24 protein-coding genes and 1 pseudogene are annotated in these 20,526 nt (G+C 34.8%); 13 read left to right on the plus strand and 12 right to left on the minus strand.

What is annotated here, in order from left to right:
• Positions 1–55: 55 nt before the first annotated feature.
• Entirely contained in the window at positions 56–811 is a 756-nt protein-coding gene (locus PBT91_RS05045; RefSeq protein ID WP_270060696.1) for a lipopolysaccharide kinase InaA family protein, read from the plus strand.
• A 5-nt stretch (positions 812–816) separates the two neighbouring features.
• Here the strand turns inward: PBT91_RS05045 and PBT91_RS05050 are convergent, their stop codons facing one another.
• The 3 genes from PBT91_RS05050 to PBT91_RS05060 are packed head-to-tail and all read right to left on the minus strand — an operon-like array spanning position 817 to position 3,745.
• Positions 817–1,881 (minus strand): UDP-N-acetylglucosamine 2-epimerase, encoded by a 1,065-nt coding sequence (locus tag PBT91_RS05050; RefSeq protein WP_270060697.1) that lies wholly within the window; start codon positions 1,879–1,881, stop codon positions 817–819.
• Complete coding sequence (locus tag PBT91_RS05055; RefSeq protein ID WP_270060698.1) at positions 1,878–2,930, minus strand: glycosyltransferase family 9 protein; 1,053 nt, start codon at positions 2,928–2,930, stop codon at positions 1,878–1,880. The genes PBT91_RS05050 and PBT91_RS05055 overlap by 4 nt, the downstream gene beginning before the upstream one ends.
• The gene (locus tag PBT91_RS05060) at positions 2,930–3,745 is read right to left on the minus strand and encodes a 2,3,4,5-tetrahydropyridine-2,6-dicarboxylate N-succinyltransferase (RefSeq protein ID WP_270061429.1); all 816 of its coding nucleotides are present in this window, start codon (positions 3,743–3,745) and stop codon (positions 2,930–2,932) included. The genes PBT91_RS05055 and PBT91_RS05060 overlap by 1 nt, the downstream gene beginning before the upstream one ends.
• 88 nt (positions 3,746–3,833) lie before the next feature.
• Here PBT91_RS05060 and ruvX point away from each other — a divergent pair, with 88 nt between their 5' ends.
• The 4 genes from ruvX (at position 3,834) to PBT91_RS05080 (ending at position 5,908) form a co-directional block, all read left to right on the plus strand.
• Positions 3,834–4,238: a Holliday junction resolvase RuvX gene (gene ruvX, locus PBT91_RS05065; protein ID WP_270060699.1), complete on the plus strand. Its 405-nt coding sequence runs from the start codon at positions 3,834–3,836 to the stop codon at positions 4,236–4,238.
• A 32-nt stretch (positions 4,239–4,270) separates the two neighbouring features.
• The gene (gene def, locus PBT91_RS05070; protein WP_270060700.1) at positions 4,271–4,861 is read left to right on the plus strand and encodes a peptide deformylase; all 591 of its coding nucleotides are present in this window, start codon (positions 4,271–4,273) and stop codon (positions 4,859–4,861) included.
• A gap of 57 nt (positions 4,862–4,918) precedes the next feature.
• A complete protein-coding gene (locus PBT91_RS05075; RefSeq protein WP_270060701.1) occupies positions 4,919–5,341 on the plus strand; it encodes a DUF5606 family protein in 423 nt (140 codons plus the stop codon).
• A 222-nt stretch (positions 5,342–5,563) separates the two neighbouring features.
• Complete coding sequence (locus PBT91_RS05080; RefSeq protein ID WP_270060702.1) at positions 5,564–5,908, plus strand: hypothetical protein; 345 nt, start codon at positions 5,564–5,566, stop codon at positions 5,906–5,908.
• A 33-nt stretch (positions 5,909–5,941) separates the two neighbouring features.
• Here PBT91_RS05080 and smpB read toward each other — a convergent pair whose 3' ends face one another.
• Complete coding sequence (gene smpB / locus PBT91_RS05085; RefSeq protein WP_270060703.1) at positions 5,942–6,403, minus strand: SsrA-binding protein SmpB; 462 nt, start codon at positions 6,401–6,403, stop codon at positions 5,942–5,944.
• A 143-nt stretch (positions 6,404–6,546) separates the two neighbouring features.
• On the opposite strand from smpB, the gene PBT91_RS05090 reads away from it, so the two are divergent.
• Entirely contained in the window at positions 6,547–7,290 is a 744-nt protein-coding gene (locus PBT91_RS05090; RefSeq protein ID WP_270060704.1) for a DUF6503 family protein, read from the plus strand.
• Here PBT91_RS05090 and PBT91_RS05095 read toward each other — a convergent pair.
• Both PBT91_RS05095 and PBT91_RS05100 read right to left on the minus strand, forming a co-directional pair.
• Positions 7,282–7,869: pseudogene (locus tag PBT91_RS05095) on the minus strand (DUF4269 domain-containing protein). The gene PBT91_RS05090 and the pseudogene PBT91_RS05095 overlap by 9 nt on opposite strands.
• Positions 7,814–8,575, minus strand: coding sequence for a class I SAM-dependent methyltransferase (locus tag PBT91_RS05100; protein ID WP_270060705.1), 762 nt, complete (start codon positions 8,573–8,575; stop codon positions 7,814–7,816). The pseudogene PBT91_RS05095 and the gene PBT91_RS05100 overlap by 56 nt, the downstream one beginning before the upstream one ends.
• Positions 8,576–8,808: 233 nt before the next feature.
• On the opposite strand from PBT91_RS05100, the gene PBT91_RS05105 reads away from it, so the two are divergent.
• Entirely contained in the window at positions 8,809–10,209 is a 1,401-nt protein-coding gene (locus PBT91_RS05105) for an NAD-dependent succinate-semialdehyde dehydrogenase (protein ID WP_270060706.1), read from the plus strand.
• A 75-nt stretch (positions 10,210–10,284) separates the two neighbouring features.
• Here PBT91_RS05105 and PBT91_RS05110 read toward each other — a convergent pair whose 3' ends face one another.
• Entirely contained in the window at positions 10,285–10,827 is a 543-nt protein-coding gene (locus PBT91_RS05110; RefSeq protein WP_270060707.1) for a SixA phosphatase family protein, read from the minus strand.
• A gap of 3 nt (positions 10,828–10,830) precedes the next feature.
• Entirely contained in the window at positions 10,831–11,931 is a 1,101-nt protein-coding gene (locus PBT91_RS05115; RefSeq protein ID WP_270060708.1) for an esterase-like activity of phytase family protein, read from the minus strand.
• A gap of 114 nt (positions 11,932–12,045) precedes the next feature.
• Here PBT91_RS05115 and PBT91_RS05120 point away from each other — a divergent pair, with 114 nt between their 5' ends.
• Positions 12,046–12,231: a CsbD family protein gene (locus PBT91_RS05120; RefSeq protein ID WP_270060709.1), complete on the plus strand. Its 186-nt coding sequence runs from the start codon at positions 12,046–12,048 to the stop codon at positions 12,229–12,231.
• A gap of 80 nt (positions 12,232–12,311) precedes the next feature.
• Here PBT91_RS05120 and clpB read toward each other — a convergent pair whose 3' ends face one another.
• Positions 12,312–14,915, minus strand: a complete 2,604-nt coding sequence (gene clpB, locus PBT91_RS05125; RefSeq protein ID WP_270060710.1) for an ATP-dependent chaperone ClpB — start codon at positions 14,913–14,915, stop codon at positions 12,312–12,314.
• A 101-nt stretch (positions 14,916–15,016) separates the two neighbouring features.
• Between clpB and ytxJ the strand changes: the two genes are divergently transcribed.
• Positions 15,017–15,490, plus strand: a complete 474-nt coding sequence (gene ytxJ / locus PBT91_RS05130; protein WP_333474231.1) for a bacillithiol system redox-active protein YtxJ — start codon at positions 15,017–15,019, stop codon at positions 15,488–15,490.
• A gap of 121 nt (positions 15,491–15,611) precedes the next feature.
• The gene (locus PBT91_RS05135; RefSeq protein WP_270060711.1) at positions 15,612–15,827 is read left to right on the plus strand and encodes a hypothetical protein; all 216 of its coding nucleotides are present in this window, start codon (positions 15,612–15,614) and stop codon (positions 15,825–15,827) included.
• A gap of 54 nt (positions 15,828–15,881) precedes the next feature.
• Here the strand turns inward: PBT91_RS05135 and fahA are convergent, their stop codons facing one another.
• Positions 15,882–17,171, minus strand: a complete 1,290-nt coding sequence (gene fahA, locus PBT91_RS05140) for a fumarylacetoacetase (protein ID WP_270060712.1) — start codon at positions 17,169–17,171, stop codon at positions 15,882–15,884.
• 108 nt (positions 17,172–17,279) lie between these two features.
• Between fahA and glyA the strand changes: the two genes are divergently transcribed.
• On the plus strand, positions 17,280–18,554 hold the full coding sequence (gene glyA, locus PBT91_RS05145; protein ID WP_270060713.1) for a serine hydroxymethyltransferase: 1,275 nt from the start codon (positions 17,280–17,282) through the stop codon (positions 18,552–18,554).
• Between the two features lie 59 nt (positions 18,555–18,613).
• On the opposite strand, the gene PBT91_RS05150 is transcribed toward glyA, so the two are convergent.
• Positions 18,614–18,955: a DUF6249 domain-containing protein gene (locus PBT91_RS05150; RefSeq protein ID WP_270060714.1), complete on the minus strand. Its 342-nt coding sequence runs from the start codon at positions 18,953–18,955 to the stop codon at positions 18,614–18,616.
• A gap of 145 nt (positions 18,956–19,100) precedes the next feature.
• On the opposite strand from PBT91_RS05150, the gene PBT91_RS05155 reads away from it, so the two are divergent.
• A complete protein-coding gene (locus PBT91_RS05155) occupies positions 19,101–19,682 on the plus strand; it encodes an RNA polymerase sigma factor (RefSeq protein ID WP_270060715.1) in 582 nt (193 codons plus the stop codon).
• Complete coding sequence (locus tag PBT91_RS05160; RefSeq protein WP_270060716.1) at positions 19,672–20,115, plus strand: hypothetical protein; 444 nt, start codon at positions 19,672–19,674, stop codon at positions 20,113–20,115. The genes PBT91_RS05155 and PBT91_RS05160 overlap by 11 nt, the downstream gene beginning before the upstream one ends.
• Here PBT91_RS05160 and PBT91_RS05165 read toward each other — a convergent pair.
• Entirely contained in the window at positions 20,112–20,525 is a 414-nt protein-coding gene (locus PBT91_RS05165; RefSeq protein ID WP_270060717.1) for an acyl-CoA thioesterase, read from the minus strand. The two genes, PBT91_RS05160 and PBT91_RS05165, sit on opposite strands and share 4 nt — an antisense overlap.
• Position 20,526 lies beyond the last annotated feature (1 nt).

Below are 20,526 nucleotides of genomic sequence, written 5' to 3' on the forward strand. Positions count from 1 at the left end.
ATGAAATATTGCCCAATTGTGTATGGATACAAATTTATAATTATAATTTTGTAGTATGAAAATCGAATATGCAGATGCTTTTAAGGGGGAAGCAAAAAGAATAGAACAAATTTTAGCTGATTTTTCTGAAAGCGGAAAAACTCTTAGCAGCGGCCGAAATACTATTAAAACCTTCGATCTAAATGGGAGGCAAGTAAACGTAAAGTCTTTTAGAGTCCCAAATCTAATCAATAAAATTGTTTATCGATTTTTTCGTAAATCAAAAGCAGAGCGTAGTTTTAGCTATGCACAATATCTCCTATCTCGTGAAATAGCAACGCCCTTTCCCGTAGCTTATGCCGAAGAATGTAAATGGTTAAGCTTAGGTCATAGCTTTTATATTTGTGATCACTTAGAATACGATTTCACCTTTAGGGATATCGAAAATTTTGAAGATAAAGAACAAAAAGAAGAGGTTTTAAGAGCCTTTACACGCTTTACCTACGATATCCATGAAAAAAATATTGAGTTTCTAGATCACTCTCCAGGTAATACACTAATACGTATAAATGGTGATCATTTTGAATTCTTTTTGGTTGATTTAAACCGAATGAATTTTAAGCGTCTAGATTTTAAACAGCGCATGAAAAATTTCTCACGTTTAACGCCAAGCAAGGAAATTATTGAAATCATAGCAAACGAATATGCTACACTTACCGCCTGGAACGAGCAAGAAGTATTTGAAACCATGTGGCAATTCACACAAGAATTTCAGGAGAAATTTTATCGCAAGAAACGACTAAAAAAACAGCTTAAGTTTTGGAAAAACTAATCTTTTTAATTTAGCGTAAAAGGTTTCCTATAGCTTTTCAATGTAAAGTACCCTAGTTTTTTTCTTAGTTGATATCGTCTTACTAAATTCAGTGGTTTTTTTGCTAAATCTGGCTTTTCGGCGTGCAATACTTCAATACAAGTCGAAATCACACGTTCACTGCTTTTACCGTCAAAGTAGGGATGAGTTTCATGGATGTAAGCATCAATATTAGTTAGTAGTTCTTCTGGATATGATATAGCTTTTCGTATTGCATCTTCGATTTCTCCAGGATTGGTAATATTAATAAGGTGAGGAGCGGGTTTATTATTTCTGAAAGTAACTACTGGTTTTTTCTGAAGAATAAATTCTGTTATCGCTGAGGTAGTATCTGAAAACATGATATCTGCCTGGCGAAACAGCGGAATAATATCTGTGGTATCGTAATATTTGAAGTTTTCGTGCTGCATTTTTTTAACGATCTCAATTTTCTCTTTAGCTATTTTAGGATGCAGCACAACCAGAAATTCAAATTCGCCGGTTTTAGATAATCTTTTTATTTCAGCGATCACCTCTTCATTATACAACCAACTGTATTTTGGAGAGAAGGTAGAAGACAAAAGGATAGTAGGCTTACGTCGTTCTTTTTCTTCAATTTTGAATAATGGATCTACTTTAGACCATCCCGTTTCGCGTACTAAAAAATGTTTCTTTTTCTGCTGAATTTCTTTAAAAGGAATAGTAGTCGACGGTCCTTGCGTGCAATAAAGATCAAATAACCCTCTAATTCTAAAATGCCCTTTTGCATCGCTATGTTTGTTGGCTAAAAATCCATGGAATATTTGAACTTTCAAACCGGGTAAAAAATCGGCAACAACATCTGTAATACAAAGGACGATGTGCGGTTCGTATTTAATAGCGTCATCTATATGTTCTATTAAATCACCATTTTCAGGAAAATAGGATTTTGGAGGATTTAGCTCTGTAAACCATTTAACCTCATAGTCTCTTTTCCTGATTTCCTCCTGAAGCGGTAAACCAATCGGCAACGCGTAAGTATGACTTATGTAAATTAAAAAGCGATAGGTCATTTAGTGTTCAGTTTTAGGAATTGATCCAGATGTTCTTCAATATAAGCGGGTGAAAATTTCTCGTAAAGCTCAAACACATCTTTGTGCAAATCATCCTGATTTTTTTTTTCAGCAAATAATTCCGGAGAAAAATCTTTTAAATGAACTGAAACATTCTGCTTTCCATCTTCATAAATATTCCAGTTCGCTTTGTTTAATGGAGGTGAAAATATTGCAAAAGATGGAACATTTAACGCCTTTGCCATGTTTATAGCGCCACCTTCATTCCCAATGATTGCGTCACAAAAACTGGTTAGCGCTAAAAATTCTCTCAGGCTTTTTCCGTAGATATCAAGATAGATTTTATGTTTGGTTTGCGCATTGCAATAGCCAATTAATGTTGAAATTTGTTCTTTTTGGCTTGGGATATAATTGAATAAAATAGCCGTTTTTTCTTTGGCTGCGATCTGGTCTAAAAGCTTGGCCAAATAGGGGAGGGGATAGGTTTTCTTTTCTGAACTTCCTAAAGCTCCAATCATATAAATTGAATCTGTAAGTGTTATTCCTCCCTTAATTAACCTTTCCTTTGCTTTGTCCTTTTCAGCAGTACTCAAATATATTTTAGGCTTTATTTGGATTGGCGCATCTTTGATGATGGGTTTTAGTAACTGCATCCTTTTTTCTATTGCTGCGCCCGCATTTGTTTTCGCCTGTATATTTCTACTAAAAATATGTGTATAGAATGGCCGGGTGTATTTTTTATCGAATCCAATTTTGTATTTCGCACCAGATAAATTGGTGATAATTGAAGTCTTTACCGTAGAATATGCATCGATAATAGCGTAGTATTCTTCAGATCTAATTTCCTGCAATAATCTATAAAAAGGAAGTTCATTTTTACCAAATATCAGCTTATCAATAAATGGGTTGTTTTCTACAACCGCTTTAGTGTGTGGATAAATTAGGTAATGCAACTTCGCTTCGGGATAAGCTTCCCGGAGTGCCTCAAATAAGATTGAGGACGTAAGAACGTCCCCAATCATTTTTTGCTGTATTACCAGTATTTTCATTACACCGCGACATCATATTCTCTAAGCGCATCGTTTAGAGAAGTTTTTTTATTGGTGCTTTCTTTACGTTTCCCAATAATCAAAGCGCAAGGCACATTATACTCTCCTGCTGGGAATTTTTTAGTATAGCTACCAGGAATAACTACAGATCTTGCAGGAACAATACCTTTCATCTCTACAGGTTCGTCGCCAGTAACATCAATTATTTTTGTTGAAGCTGTTAGAACAACATTAGCTCCAAGAACAGCTTCTCTTTCTACACGAACACCCTCTACAACGATACTACGTGAGCCTAAAAACGCATTATCCTCGATGATTACAGGAGATGCTTGTAATGGCTCTAAAACACCACCAATACCAACGCCACCACTTAGGTGAACATTTTTACCAATTTGTGCACAGCTACCTACTGTAGCCCAAGTGTCTACCATTGTACCTTCTTCAACATGGGCTCCTATATTTACATAGCTAGGCATCATTATCACTCCGCTAGAGATATAAGCTCCATGTCTTGCCACAGCATTTGGTACTACACGGATTCCTTTCTCTTTGTAGCCTTTTTTTAATGGCATTTTATCGTGATATTCAAAAATACCAGCTTCTAAAGTTTCCATTTTTTGGATAGGGAAATAAAGTACAACGCCTTTCTTTACCCATTCGTTAACTTGCCATCCACCTTCAATTGGCTCGGCAGTTCTTAGTTTACCTTCATCAAGAAGCGTAATTACTTCTCTAATGGCATCGGTAGTTTCCTTATCTTTTAATAGCTCACGGTTTTCCCAGGCTGCTTCAATTTTCGATTTTAAGTGATCCATAAATCTTATTTTTAGCAAATATAACAGCTTCATTGTAATTTTTGGGGCGCTATGGATATAAACCTTACCTTTGCATAAAATTTGAAGTATGGCAAGAGTAATGGCATTGGATTACGGAGTAAAGAGAACGGGAATAGCTGTTACCGACGAGCTCCAAATGATTGCCAGTGGTCTTACAACAATAGCTACTTCAGAGCTTTTGAAGTTTTTGGAAGATTATTTCAAAAAAGAAAAGGTAGAAACTGTTGTAGTAGGAGAGCCTAAACAAAAGGATAATTCGGCCAGCGAAAGTGAAGTTTTTATTACAGAATTTTTAAAGAAATTTACTGAAAAATTTCCAAGCATTAAACTTGTAAGAGTAGACGAGCGTTTTACCAGTAAAATGGCTTTTCAAACAATGATCGATAGCGGTCTCAAGAAAAAGAAGCGTCAGGATAAAGCTTTAGTAGACGAAGTAAGTGCTACCATAATACTTCAATCCTATCTGTATTAAGGTACAATAAAGACATTAAAGATTATAATTATATGATTTTACCAATAGTTGCCTACGGTGATCCCGTTTTAAAAAAGAAGGCAAAAGAAATTGATAAAGATTATCCCAAATTAGAAGAACTAATTGCTAATATGTGGGATACCATGTACAATGCTTACGGCGTAGGTCTTGCTGCACCACAGGTGGGAGTGCCAATTCGATTATTCGTTATAGATGCTGCTCCTTTTGCTGAAGATGACGATTTAAGTGATTCTGAAAAAGAGCAATTAAAGTCATTTAAGAAGGTATTTATTAATGCCCAGATCATCGAAGAGACAGGAGATGAGTGGGCTTTTTCTGAGGGATGTTTGAGTATTCCAGATGTAAGAGAGGATATTTTTAGAAAACCTGAAGTAACTATAGAATATCAGGATCAGAATTTTGAGACTAAGAGAGAAACTTTTACCGGTTTAGCGGCTCGTGTAGTTCAACACGAATACGATCATACCGAGGGAATTCTTTTTACTGAAAAGATTTCAAGTCTTAAAAAACGACTGATTAACGGGCGTTTAAAAAAGATTTCTTCAGGAAAAATAAAAGTTGACTATAGAATGCGTTTTCCAAGCGCAAAAAAAGGTCGTTAATATTTTTGATATTTTAAAGCGGGGTGTGATATTTGCCACCCAAATTCAAAACACAATATGGGATTAGATAAAATTTTAGCAATATCAGGAAAACCAGGTTTGTATGAGCTTGCTGCACAAACTAGAGGTGGATTTATTGCAAAATCAATCTTGGATGGAAAGAAAATTGCTGTAAATATGCGTCACAATGTGAGCATTCTTAGCGAAATTGCAATTTATACATATACTGAGGAAGTACCTCTTGGCCAGGTTCTACAAAATATAAAAGAAAAAGAAGATGGGGGAGAGGCCATTAGCCACAAATCTTCTAAAAATGAACTAGAGAGCTACTTTGCTGAAGTATTGCCAGATTATGACGTAGATCGCGTGTATATTAGTGATATAAAAAAGATCATCCAATGGTATAATCTTCTTACTAAAAATGGTTTTACAGATTTTTCTAAGGAAGAAAATGTAGAAACTAAAGACGAAGAGGAATAGACCTAAAAATCGATTTCAAGACAGCAAAAAGCCTGTTTTAGTGAAAACTAAAGCAGGTTTTTTATTTAACTGAAAGTCAAACACTTATATTCTTTAATGTTGATGATTTGATAAAAATTACTTTATTTTATTAATAAATTAACGATTTCTAATGTTATTTTAATCTGAATCCAATAATATTTTAAGCTTAGACGGTTAGTTTTGATTTAAAACAAGAAGGCAATGAGAACTATAATTTTATTCAGTTTATGTTTAATTGTTTCAGGCTTAGGTTTTGCACAGCAGCCTGAAAATGTAGAAAAAGGAGATACATTTACTTTAAAATCATCAAGTAATGTGAAATTTCAATCTTTAAAACTTCCGAAGCTTAATTTTTTAGTTAAACAGGGAGAACGACCAAATTATAAGAAACTTAATGGTCTTGAAGTAGAAGTTGTTTCTTTAGAAGAGACTAGAAAAGGAACTTATGCGGTCTTAAAAAGAACTGATGATAAAGACTTTTTTATCCATCGTAAAACATTAAAAGCCAATTTAGAAAAAGCTTTTAGTTACGGAGAGTTAGAGTAGATTATTTTTTCCAAACTAAAAAGGAGTATAGTTTTAATTATACTCCTTTTTTATGCGGTCTAATTTCCGTTTGTTGTCTCTATCCTTTAAAGTCTCACGTTTATCATAGAGCTTTTTACCCTTAGCTAAGGATATTTGTAATTTAGCAAGGCCGCGATCGTTTATAAAAAGGCGAAGCGGAATGATCGTTAAACCACCATTTTTTACTTCTTTCTCTAATTTTCTAAGTTCTCTTTTTTGTAATAAGAGTTTACGCTCACTTTTTGGATTGTGATTAAAATGCGTCGCGTGCGAGTATTCTTCTACATGCATGTTAATTACATATAGCTCGCCATCCTGAAATTCGCAAAAACTCTCGGCAATTGAAGCTTTACCCTGTCGAATAGCTTTTATTTCAGTTCCGGCTAATTTTATTCCTGCGACATACTTGTCCAGAAACTCATATTGAAATTTAGCCTTACGGTTTTTTATATTGATTGTGTTTGCCTGCTTCATAGTCAGCAAAAATACTAAGCTTTAAACGAATATTGGGTCTTTTTACAAAAATCGTAACAAACAAAAGTAATAAATCTGGTCGATTTCAATTCAAATATAAGTCTGCTGAAAGGATTTACTATATTTGCCGACAATTTTAGTCTATGAGAAAAAATACCCTACTTATAATTGTTATCCTATTTATTGTTTCCTGCAATCAAAAAAAACTTACCCCGGCTCAGATTGTAAATAAAGCCATAGAAGCTTCTGGAGGAGCTAATTATAAAACTGCAGAAATAACATTTCAGTTTAGAGATAAAAAATATAGAAGTAAACGGAAAAATGGAGAATATCAGTTAGACCGTTTTCATATAGATTCTTTAGGGAACACTATTTCAGATCGTTTAAGTAATGAAGGTTTTGTAAGAATTGTAAATGATACCACAGTTTCTTTATCTAATCGTGAAATTAAAAAGTACTCCAATTCAGTAAATTCAGTGCATTATTTTGTGCAATTACCTTTTGGACTTGAAGGCGATGCTGTAAACAAAGAATTAATAGGTAAGGATAGCATTAAAAATAAGGAGTATTACGAAATTAAAGTAAGTTTTGATCAGGAAGGTGGCGGCACCGATTACGAAGACGAATATATGTATTGGATAAACACCGATTCTTTCACCGTAGATTATCTGGCCTATAGTTATCATGTAAATGGCGGTGGGATACGATTTCGAGAAGCGTTTAATCCAAGAGTAGTTAACGGATTGCGATTTGTAGATTATAAAAACTATGCTGAAAAAGATCTTTCTACGCCTTTAGAAAAGTTGGACGATCTGTATCAGGCTGGGGAACTCGAATTATTTTCTGAAATTATTACTGAAGATATTGAAGTTGATCTTTCAGAATAATTGATTTTCGATATCTAATAAAGATTGGTAGGGATTACCTTCCAGTTGAAGTAATTTTGCAAAAGCAGGTTCGGTTTTTAAGCCTTCGGTTTTAAGTTTTATAATTTCGCTTCGGAAGTTCTTATCTTTTTCCTGAAGCATCTTATGCTCAATAACCATGTGCCGATAAGCATTTTGCTGATTTACAGGTAGATTTTAGCCAAAGATCTCAATTTCAAAACAGCGAGTTTTAAAACTGCAAACGGTGGCTAATTCTGTAAATTTTGAAGTTTCCCATAATTTGAAGTCATCCTTATTACCAAAATTAGCGATTAGTTTTTCCTGAAATTCAGAATGGTTTTCTACATAGCATGAAATATCAAGGTCACTGGAAGCGATCGCAATATCTAATGGGATGGTTCCTGTAAGTACAGGCTGAAATTCGCCTAATATGGCCATGATTTTTAGATCTAAAATTTCCTTATACGCAAGCTTTTGGATTTCACTTCCAGTCCTTAAATATTCCAGATCCTTAAAATCGATATTAGCTATTTTTGTAAGCAATAATTCGCAATCGGCGATAATCGGCATACCAGCCATCTTCTTTTAAAAGTTCAGACTGTAATCTGGATTGTACTTCATTTTTGATGATGTCGCATTCATTTTCAGGAATACCTTCAAAAAAAGTTTTGCCAAACATTGAAAGCCAATCTGTAATTCCACTTTCAGGATCGGCCAGTTTTGTGGGACGATCATATAATTCTGCTAAGCGTACTTCAAAGCCAGCCTGTTCTAAAATCTGTGTATATTCAGAAACAGAGGGGAAATACCACAACTCGATATTGGCCTGTTTAGAATAGTTTTTTTCTAACAGAACTTTTTTTAATGTTTGCTCGATTTTCTGTACGTTTCCTTTACCTCCAAATTCTATTATTAGTCGGCCGTTCTTCTTTAAGTTTTCAAACATGCAATTTGCTGCAGCACGGTAATTTTTCACCCAATGTAAGGTAGCGTTAGAAAAGATGGCATCGAACTTTTTAGGGAACCTAAAGTTTGCTGCGTCGCCAACTTCGAATTTTATATTTGGAAAATGAGTTTTCGCATTTTCAATCATCGTTTCAGAAGCATCCATTCCAATAACTTTAGTACCGGCATCTGCAATTTGCTGGGTTAGTTGTCCTGCTCCGCATCCTAAATCTAAAATTTGTTCTCCTGCTTTCGGTTTTAAAAGTTCGATTAGTGAACTTCCGTAGTGAAAAACAAAATCGTGCTTTGTGTTATATAAGGTTGCATCCCAGGTTGCCATGTTTTTAAATTTAAGTTTTAGAGTATCGTATAGAGGAACTCTTTTAGAAATTCCGTGTTTTATATAAAATCAAATTAAGCAAAAATACCGAGCTTCATTATCCAAAATAAGATTTAAGGAACGTGCGTTTTATGTTAATAAATCTCAATTAACTTCAATTTCAAAAAGCTTTAACGGGGCTTTATAAGCAAAGCTACTCACTTCGGCGTAATTTAGAAAAAAATTGAAAAGCTATGAGTACATTAATTGAAAACAAAACGATTACAACGGTTAATCCAACGACTGGTAAAAGTCTTAAGGATTATCCGTTAATGACGAATGAAGAAGCGAGTGAAGCGGTTAAAAAATGTCACGAAGCTTTTGTAAAATGGAAACATTATTCTTTAGCCGATAGAGCAGAAGTTCTAAAAAAGATAGGAAGCACATTAAAAGACTATAAAGATGAGTTCTCTAAGCTAATGAGTAGCGAGATGGGAAAACTTGTTTCTCAGGCACAAGAAGAGATTGAACTTTGCGCAGGTATTTGTGATTATACTGCAGAAACCGGACAAAAAGAATTGGCGAATGAGCCAGAACGCAAACTTCCAGGAGGAGGACGCGGGATAATTACATATTCTCCTATTGGTGTGATCTACGGAATCCAACCATGGAATTTCCCTGCATATCAGGTAGTGCGCTATGCTATTGCTAATTTGATGGCAGGTAACGGAGTATTGCTTAAGCATGCTGAGGGTACAACAGGATCTGGTTTGATGCTTCAGGAAATTTTTGAAAAAGCCGGATTGCCTAAAAACTTATTTACTGTATTGATTATCGATCACGATCAGTCTGATGATATTATTGATAATGACTTTGTAAGAGGTGTAACTTTTACAGGAAGTCCCGACGGTGGTAGGGCTGTAGCTAAGAAAGCAGCAGGAAACTTAAAGAAAACAGTACTAGAGCTTGGTTCTAATGATGCTTATTTAGTTTTAGATGATGCAGATATCGATGTTGCTGTAAATTGGAGTGCAAAGGGTAGAACCTATAATAATGGTGAGACTTGCGTTGCAGCAAAAAGATTTGTAGTTACAGAGAAAAACTATGATGCTTTCTTAGAAGCTTTTGTAGAGAAAATGAAGAATGTAAAAATGGGCGATCCAACAGATGAAGATTCTGATATTGGACCGATGGCTCGTGAAGATCTAAGAGAGAAATTACACAACCAAGTTGAAGAAAGTGTAAAGAACGGAGCCAAAGTGTTATGTGGTGGCGGAATTCCAGATGGTGATGGATTCTTTTACCCATCAACCGTACTGGCGAACGTAAATCCAGGACAACCTGCTTACGACGATGAATTATTTGGGCCAGTAGCATCTGTAATTAAAGCAAAAGATGATGAAGATGCTATGCGAATTGCTAACGATAGTAGATTTGGACTAGGTGGCGGAATTTTCTCTAAAGATGAGAAAAAAGCGATCGAACTAGCCGAGAAGCATTTTGATACCGGAATGGTGTTTATTAACTCATTTGGTGTAGCACAACCAAATATGCCTTTTGGAGGAGTTAAAAATTCTGGTTATGGTAGAGAACACGGAGGTTTTGGTATTAAAGAATTTGTAAATACTAAGGCAATCAATATCCTAGAAGGATAATCTAAATAAAAAGACGCTGGATTTAGTTGCAGCGCAATTGGTTGGAAAAAAGTCGTGATCTATATCACGGCTTTTTTAGTTAACGGTAAGATTCTGGATAGAATTTTTTCCGTTAGGATTAACCTGTACGATAAATAATTTGCCGTGTTCAGATTCGTCAATATCAGTTTCAAAATGAACGTATCCTAAAGTGCGATTGGCAAAATATGGAGTAGTATTGGTATGACCAACTACCAATACTTTTTTACCCAATGTTGCTTTTCTGAATTCTGCTGAATTCAGATTTTTATGGTCGTAGATTTTTATTGAAAGATTTTTACTTTCAGCAGTAGGAAGTGCTGTTTCTTTTGTTCTAATGAAATCTGAACTATAGATCGAATCAAAGTCTACTTCAGCAAAAATATTCTTCCAATGTTCAGCTCTCTGTTTTCCTTCCGCAGTTAATTCAGGGTTTTTGTTATTAGCGTCTGAAGTATCTTTTTCAGCATGTCTTATAAAATAATACGTTGTTGATTTCTCTGACTTATTTTGGCTAATATCATTCTTATTTCCGGGCGTAGTTTGGCAGGAAAACAAAAATGTGAGCATAAGCACTAATAACGTGATCGATCTGGTCATGATTTATTTTATATCTATTTCTAATAAAATCAGCTGTGTGAGCTGCTTAGTAAAGCTATTAAAATTATTATCTGAAATTAAAAGTAGAGACTGTTTACCATTCGGTAATTTTGGTCCAAAGCAAATACCTTCAATATTATCAATAATCTTATCTGTTAATTGATCTCTTACCGATTTAAAATCAAAAACTAATCTTTTTTTAGCAGAATTGAAATTGCCTTTTTTTAATGAATTTTGATTTAAAATATTAGTAGCATTTTCAGCATCAACATCAAATATCTTTACGGTATTACTTTTAGAGCCATGTCCTGCTGAATAAGCACGTTCTAAAACTAAAAAGTTATCTTTTTTATATTCTAAAATTTCGGTAACGCCATTAATTGCAAAATATAGCCAAGGGATTTTAGAAATTCCGTCTAGTTTATAAGCGAATTGTTTGCTGGCTTTTTTGGAATCTTTATCAAAATATGTGATTCTGGTAAATGATTTTGTAGGGAATAATTTTGGCTTAGGCCCATCTTTTTCTAAAGGTAATTCTGTAGAAACCCAGATGCCTTTTTTATCTATTGTTTCAGATAAACCTTCAAAGACACCGTTATGTCTTGGTTTCTGCTCGCCAGTAGCTGTAAAATGTTCTGGGATTTTAAAGGCGTCTTCAAAATTTCCATTTTCGTTTAAGATAAAAATAGAAGGATCTTGTATGTTATTGATGTTCCCTTCACTAGTGATATAAACCTGATTTTCTTCTGGTAAAAACCGAATTGATTCGGGATCTAAGGGATGATCTTTAAAAAAATCAGCCGATTTTTCAATAAAAACAGCTTTATTAAATTTTACCGTATCAATTTTATTTGAAGAAATATCAACTTCAGCTTCGTAAAACCGCGCATCAGAGGGTGTATCAACTATAAGGTAATATTTGCCATTTTTATAATCGATTCCAGATAATCCGCCAACTTTAGTGCCATCTACCTTTAGATCTTTATCGATTACATATTCATCTAAAAAGCGGATTTTTAATCTATCATTTTCGATTTTATTTGTTGTGGCACAGGAATAAAAAAGGAGTCCTAAAATGGCTAAAATTGGTAATTTCTTCATCATAATTTTTTTCAGGGTAAAAATAACAAAAGCTTAAGTAAAATATGGCGAATCCTTATGATTAATCAGTTAATTCTAGTTGTACTTTTATAGTGTTAACCAGTAAAAACAAATGTTATGAATAATGATCAGTTAGAAGGAAAATGGAAGCAGATAAAAGGTGAATTTAAACAGAAGTACGGTAAAGTAACCGATGACGATGCAACCTATTCTGAAGGGAAATTTGATGAAATGCTTGGTAGATTACAGGAGAGAACCGGTAAATCTAAAGAAGAATTGAAAACTGAAATTGACAGGTGGTAATTAAGACGGATAGTCTTAAAAAAAGAAAGGGATCGCAATCGCGATCCCTTTTTTATGATTAATCTTTTAATTTATAAAAATTAAGATTCAGTTAATTCTTCCTGATTTCTAAACACCAAGTTATCATCAAATTCATCTAAGAGAATAATACTATCTGTGCTTATATTTCCTGAAAGAATCTCTTTCGATAATTTATTCAATACCTCTTTTTGTACGGTTCGCTTTACTGGTCTGGCACCAAATTGCGGATCGAATCCTCGTTTGGCCAAAAACTCCAATGCCTGTTCAGTAGCATCTAAAACAATATTCTGTTTTGCCAGCATCTTCTTCACGCCTTTTAATTGAAGGTCAACAATTCGTTTAATGTCCTGTTGCGCTAATGGAGAGAACATCACAATATCGTCGATCCGGTTGATGAATTCTGGGCGAACACTTTGTTTTAATAAGCTAAGAACTTCTGTTTTTGCAGCTTCCATGGCAGTTTCTACATCAGGGATATTTTCAAATTTATCCTGAATGATTTGGCTTCCCATATTTGAAGTCATAATGATGATGGTATTTTTAAAATCTGCCAGACGACCTTTATTATCTGTTAATCGCCCTTCATCTAACACTTGTAATAAAATATTAAAAGTATCTGGATGTGCTTTTTCAATTTCATCTAAAAGAACTACTGAATAGGGTTTGCGTCGCACTGCTTCCGTTAACTGTCCGCCTTCATCATAACCCACATATCCCGGAGGTGCACCAACCAATCGGCTTACCGAATGGCGTTCCTGATATTCACTCATGTCGATTCTAGTCATGGCCGATTCGTCATCAAATAAATACTCGGCCAGTGCTTTGGCTAACTCCGTTTTACCTACACCGGTTGTACCTAAGAATAAGAACGAACCAATAGGTCTATTTTGATCCTGTAAACCGGCACGGCTTCTACGTACTGCATCACTTACAGCTACTATAGCTTCTTGCTGTCCAACAACACGGCGGTGTAATTCATCTTCTAGTCGAAGTAATTTTTCGCGTTCGCTTTGCAGCATTTTGGTTACAGGAATTCCTGTCCATTTAGCAACAACTTCAGCAATATCATCGTTGGTAACTTCTTCCTGAATTAAAGATTTACCACTTTCCTTTTTTTGAACTTCTTTTTGAAGACGCTCTAATTTTTCTTGCGCATCTTTTATTTTTCCGTAACGTAATTCAGCTACTTTTCCGTAATCGCCTTCGCGTTCCGCTTTATCGGCTTCAAGCTTATATTGTTCGATTTCAGTTTTTGCATTCTGAATATTATCTACAACTTCTTTTTCATTTTTCCATTGTGCATGAATTTCGTTGCGTTCTTCTTTAAGATTGGCTAAATCGGCGTGTAATGATTTTAATTTTGTTTCATCTTTCTCACGCTTAATAGCTTCAATCTCAATTTCCAGCTGCATGATTTTTCGATCTAGCACATCTAATTCTTCCGGCTTCGAGTTAATTTCCATCCGAAGTTTAGAAGCAGCTTCATCCATCAAGTCAATAGCCTTATCTGGCAAAAATCGATTAGTGATGTAGCGTTGCGATAATTCTACCGCCGCAATAATAGCTTCATCTTTAATGCGTACTTTGTGGTGTTGCTCATACTTTTCTTTAATACCTCGCAGTATTGAAATTGCACTTTCCGTATCGGGTTCTGCTACCATTACCTTTTGGAAACGACGCTCTAATGCTTTATCTTTTTCAAAATACTTTTGATATTCATCTAAAGTGGTCGCACCAATTGCTCTAAGCTCACCACGGGCAAGTGCTGGTTTTAAAATATTTGCTGCATCCATAGCACCTTGGCCACCACCGGCACCAACAAGGGTATGAATTTCATCAATAAAAAGAACAATGTTTCCGTCGCTGCCGGTAACTTCTTTAATTACCGCTTTTAGGCGTTCCTCAAACTCTCCTTTAAATTTAGCGCCGGCAATAAGGGCACCCATATCTAAAGAGAAAATTTGTTTGTCTTTTAAATTTTCGGGTACATCGCCAGCTACAATACGATGCGCTAAACCTTCTGCAATTGCAGTTTTACCGGTACCAGGCTCCCCAACCAACATTGGGTTGTTTTTGGTTCTACGCGATAAGATTTGTAGAATTCTACGAATTTCTTCGTCACGCCCAATTACCGGATCCAGCTTCCCCGTTTCAGCTAATTGGTTAAGGTTTTTTGCATATTTATTTAAGGAGTTGTATGTCTCTTCTGCACTTTGGGAAGTTACACGGTCTCCTTTTCTAAGTTCTTCAATAGCTGCTTTTAATCCTTTCTCAGTAGCACCTTGATCTTTTAAAATTTGTGCAACTTTACTAGATGATTTAAAAATAGCCAGAATTAAATGTTCTACAGAAACATACTCATCGTTCATTTTTTTGGCGATGCTAGATGCTTCATTTACTGTTTTACCGGCTTCTCGGCTCAACATAATATCTCCGCCGCTAACTTTTGGAAAACTCTGTAATGTATTATCCAGAATTTGCGTAAAAAGGTTAACGTTAATGTTCAATTTTTTCAGCAAAAATGGCGTTACATTTTCATCTACAATGGTAATTGCTTTAAACAAATGTTCATTTTCAATTTGCTGATGGTCCATCTCCTGAGTAAGCTGTTGCGCTTGCTGGATAGCCTCCTGTGATTTTATGGTAAAATTATTAAAGTTCATGGTCTTTTCTTTTTCAGATTGTAAATAGCAAATGCTATACCCTAACGATAATTAGACAAAATGGCATTATTTTTAATGAATTTTAAGACAAAACGTCATAAATGCTAATTATATATAAAACATTGGTTTTTGGGTTAAGCATTCGGGTTGAAGGTTTTATCTTTGCAAAAAAAACAAGTATGGGAATTTTTGATAAAATGTTTGGTGCAGGCGATAAGGAATCGAAAAATGAATCTAAGGTGAATTGGACTGCATTAACTGATATTTCACAATTAGAAGTTGCAGAAATGGAATCTCAACACCAATTGGTGGCGATTTTGAAACACTCTACTCGCTGCGGAATTAGCCGGATGGTGTTAAAACAATTCGAAAATTCTTACGATATTCCTGAAGATGCAGAGGTGAAATTATACTTTTTAGACCTGCTAAGTCATCGTGATATTTCTAACGAAATTGCAGAAAGATTTAAGGTAAGACACGAAAGCCCACAGCTCATCGTACTTCAGGGCAAAAAAGTTGTTCATCACAGTTCGCATCAAGATATAGAAGTGCAGAATATTAAAGATTTTTTATAAAATTTGAATAATTAGTTTTTTTAATTTATTTTTAGAAACCATTGTTAAACATTATTAATCAATCTGGCAAAAATTATGATCATTCGTAATTTTGAACAGACGAAAAAGATTAATCAAAGTTATGGATAAAGAGATAGATTTTAAGGAACTTGAAAAAAGATGGGAAGCCATTAAAAAGAGTCAAGAAACCAATAGAGAAGATCGAGAATTCCAAGACCACAGCGAAGTAAATCTTCCAGAGGATAGAAAGAGTGGTGGAAGCATCGACGATAAAAAAGCTTTAGAAGCTACCATGCGCGAGTCGAGAGAATTTCGAAGCTATAGTAGAATCGGATAAATAAAAAAAGCTGCCAAATTTGGCAGCTTTTTTTATTTATATACTAAAGTTATATTACTTCTTTTTAGGTTCAAAAACTGGTAATAATTTGGTGTTAATTTCACCAAAACCTATTCTTATACTTTCATTTTCGCAGTGTCCTCGCATAATTACGGTGTCATTATCTTTAATAAAACTGCGTGAGCTGCCATCTGCTAAAGCTATTGGTTTTTCACCTTTCCAGGAAAGTTCCAGCATACTGCCATAGGTATCTGGTGTTGCTCCTGAAATAGTTCCTGAAGCCATCATGTCGCCAGAATTTACCGGGCATCCATTAATAGTGTGATGCGCCAATTGTTGGCTCATATTCCAATACAAGTATTTATAGTTTGTTTTAGAAAGTAAATTTTCAGCTCCGTTCTCTGGTTTTAAATATACTTCCAGTTTTATATCAAAACTTTTATTTCCAGTATATTTTAGATAAGACATCAACTCTTTTTCAGGTTTTGGTCCTTCAGTTCTAAAGGGTTCTAAAGCATCCATGGTAACGATCCATGGCGAAATAGAAGAGGCAAAGTTTTTGGCTAAAAATGGACCTAGTGGAGCATATTCCCATTTTTGGATATCGCGTGCGCTCCAATCATTAAACATTACCATTCCAAAGATATATTCTTCAGCTTCATCCACAGGAATTGGTTCTCCCAGCAAATTGGCATCGGTGGTAATAAAAGCCATTTCCATTTCAAAATCTACTTGCTTAGAGGGGCCAAATACTGGTTCGCTTGCACCTTCAGGCATTGTTTGTCCTTTAGGACGATGAATCGGGATGTGGCTGGTTACTATTGAGGAACTTCTACCATGGTAACCTACAGGAATGTGCAGCCAGTTTGGTAATAACGCATTTTCTTTATCACGAAACATACTGCCTACATTTGTAGCGTGCTCTTTGCTGGAGTAAAAGTCGGTGTAATCACCAACCTGTACGGGCATTTGCATTTCTATTTCATCTAAAGTGAATAGAACCACATTGCGATGTTCCTGATTATTTTTTAAAGTTTCGTTCTTCTCATCAAAAATCTCAGCAATACGATTTCTTACCAATCGCCAAGTTTTTTTACCATCAGAAATAAAATCATTTAAAGTATCCTGAAGAAAAATATCATCGGTTAAAGGAATACCTTCAAAATAGCCTAGTTGATGTAATGCACCAAGGTCGATCGCAAAATCCCCAATTCTGGTTCCGATAGTGATAATATCATCTCTGGTTAAAAAAACACCAAAAGGGATATTCTGAATTGGAAAATCGGTATCCTTTGAAATATCTAGCCAGGTTTTTCTGTTAGGATCGTTTGCGGTAATAGACATATAAAAATGAGAATTTGTTAAAATCTAGTTGATTCAAATATATTATTTTCCTGTAATTAACCGAATGTATTTATTACTTTTGATTAATATTTAACGTAAATAATTAAGATGCAACGAGATACACAAATTTTTGATCTAATCGAGAAGGAGAAAGAACGTCAACTGCATGGTTTAGAGCTTATTGCGAGTGAAAACTTTGTTAGTGATCAGGTAATGGAAGCTGCCGGATCTGTACTTACCAATAAATACGCAGAGGGATATCCCGGTAAAAGATATTACGGTGGATGTGAAGTTGTAGATGAAGTAGAGCAGTTAGCCATCGATCGCCTAAAGGAACTTTTTGGAGCAGAGTATGCAAATGTGCAGCCACATTCTGGATCACAAGCCAATACTGCAGTTTTCCAGGCATGTTTAAAACCAGGTGAGAAATTCTTAGGTTTTGATCTTTCTCACGGTGGACACTTAACACACGGTTCTCCTGTAAATTTTTCTGGTAAATTATACGAACCTGTATTTTATGGAGTAGATAAAGAAACCGGACTTATCGATTATGATAAAGTAGCTGAAATTGCAGAAAAGGAAAAGCCAAAAATGATTATTGCTGGTGCCTCGGCTTATTCTCGTGAAATTGATTATAAACGCTTTAGAGAAATTGCAGATAGCGTTGGTGCTATTTTGTTCGCCGATATTGCACATCCTGCCGGGCTTATTGCAAAAGGCGTAATTGGAGACCCAATGCCACATTGCCATATCGTAACTTCTACAACTCATAAAACACTTCGTGGGCCAAGAGGTGGAATTATTATGATGGGTAAAGACTTTGATAACCCATTTGGTTTGAAGTTGAAGAACGGAAATCTTAAAAAGATGTCTTCACTTTTAAATAGTGCCATCTTTCCAGGAAACCAGGGTGGGCCTTTAGAGCATATTATTGCCGCAAAAGCAGTAGCCTTTGGAGAAGCTCTTACAGATGAGTTTTTACATTATGCTGTGCAGGTTAAGAAAAATGCAAAGAAAATGGCGGAGGCTTTTGTTGAAAAAAATTATCAGATCATTTCTGGCGGAACCGATAACCATTCTATGCTTATCGATTTAAGAAACAAAGAAGTAAGTGGTAAAGAAGCGGAAGAAGCGTTGACTAAAGCCGATATCACAGTAAACAAAAACATGGTGCCGTTTGATGATAAATCCCCTTTTGTAACTTCAGGAATTAGAATTGGTACTGCGGCGGTAACCACTAGAGGATTGATTGAAGAAGATATGCCTAAGATTGTCGAATTGATTGATAAAGTAATTAAGAATATCGATAATGATGCAAAATTAGCTGAAGTAAAATCTGAAGTAAATTCTTTAATGCACGGTCGTCCGTTATTTAAAGCTTAAGCGATATTTGTCGATATTATATAAAAAAAGCTATCAATTTGGTAGCTTTTTTTGTTCGTTTATAATTTCATCTTACGCGTTAGGTAAAAACCTAAAAGTAAAAATGCTCCGGGAGTAAAGAATAAACTGGCAATATATGCTAAATCATCGTTTAGTACCGTATAAGCTTCGAATAAGTTACCTATTAGAAAACCAAAACCTACACCCATTAAAACAAGTGACAAATTAAGTAGGATAACTGCCCAAACAGGTGACGATCTATCTTTTCTTACTTTAAATATCGAAGCATCTTTATCATTTTCGATAAGGGCAAGACGTTCTTTATTTCTCGTTTGAAAAAAGAGGAAGAAAATACCAAAGATGCAGGCAAAAAGGGAAATACATATAATAACAGGTTCCATATTTTTAATTTTATATGATTAATGAATTTTTAAGCGCTTTCTAAAATTAAGACGATACTTTACAAAAATAGGTTACAAATAATTTCGAAAAAGAAAGAAGAAATTTATTGTAACCAGATTTACCTAGTTGTCGTCCTACAATTAAATGACCATCAAAAAAGACCAATTACTCATCGATCAAATCCTGGGCGGAGATAAGCTATTATTCTCGGTGCTGGTAGATCGTTATAAAAATATGGTCTTTACTTTGTGTTTAAGATTGCTTAAAAATAGGGAAGAAGCCGAAGAGGTGGCGCAGGAAAGTTTTGTGAAAATCTATAAATCCTTGAGTAAATTTAAAGGAGAGGCAAAATTTTCGACCTGGGTGTATCGAGTAACTTACAATAATTGTCTCGATTTCCTAAAGGCTAAGAAGCGTAGGTTTAAAGAGTTAAGTGTAGATGCTTACAATGGTTTTGAAATTGAAGATATTGATAATGCGATTAATAATTTAGAAGAAAAAGAGCGGAAAATGGCTATTCTTAGCTGTATAAATATGCTGAATGAAGACGATGCTTTTTTGCTAACTTTACATTATTACGAAGATCAGTCGGTTAAAGAAATAGCTAAAATCATGAATCTTTCTGTATCCAACGTGAAAGTGAAATTATACCGAAGCCGTAAGCAATTAGCGGTTATTTTAAAGAGAAGATTGTCGAATGATATGTTGCTGAATTATGGAAAATAAAGAAAGGAAATTAGACGAATTTACGAAGAAAATTTTCAAGGGATCCAGCCTGGAAACTCCTTCTTATAATTTTACCGATAAGGTAATGACCAATCTTCCTGAAATTAAAATAGCCGAAGCAACAACCGGCAAAACTTCAGCAAATAAAATTAAATATGAACCACTAATTTCTAAAAAAGGTTGGGTAATGATCGCAGCCTTTGTGGCGATATTATTGCTTTCTTCGTATTTTTCTTCAACAGTAGGAGCTTCAGAAAAATTGATCAATAAATGGAGTGAATTTAAATCTGTTTTTAATTTCTCTTTTGAAATGTCTAATATCGATATCTTAAATAGCGATCTTTTGGCAATTTCCGTAGCACTTTTTACGAGTTATTTTTTACTCGAAATTTTTCTACTGAATAACTGGATAATAAATAAACGATTTAATTAAACTGATTTTTCCTGAAATAAAAGTTTCATTTCTTCATCAATTCTTGCCGGTCTGTTAGAACCATGCTTTAGTAAACACCAAACTGTTTTCGCTTTTACCAAAACCTTATCGGTGCTTTTGTTTTTGATAAGTACGTGCCTAATGGAAGTGACATTGGTAATTTCATCTACATAAGTTTGTAGTAAAATCTCATCATCTAGAAAAGCCTGTTGCTTATAATCGATTTCGTGCCTAACGACCACCCAAAAATATTCCTTTTTTTGAGCTGCGGAAGCTCGATCTTCCCAGTGCCCTTTTGCTACATCCTGTATCCATTGCACATACTGCACGTTATTTACGTGCTGTTGTTCATCAAGATCAGATTCAGTAACTTTTAATTCTAGTTCAAAAATTTGGGGTTTGGTAATCATT

The organism is Zunongwangia sp. HGR-M22 (assembly GCF_027594425.1).
Classification (GTDB): domain Bacteria; phylum Bacteroidota; class Bacteroidia; order Flavobacteriales; family Flavobacteriaceae; genus Zunongwangia.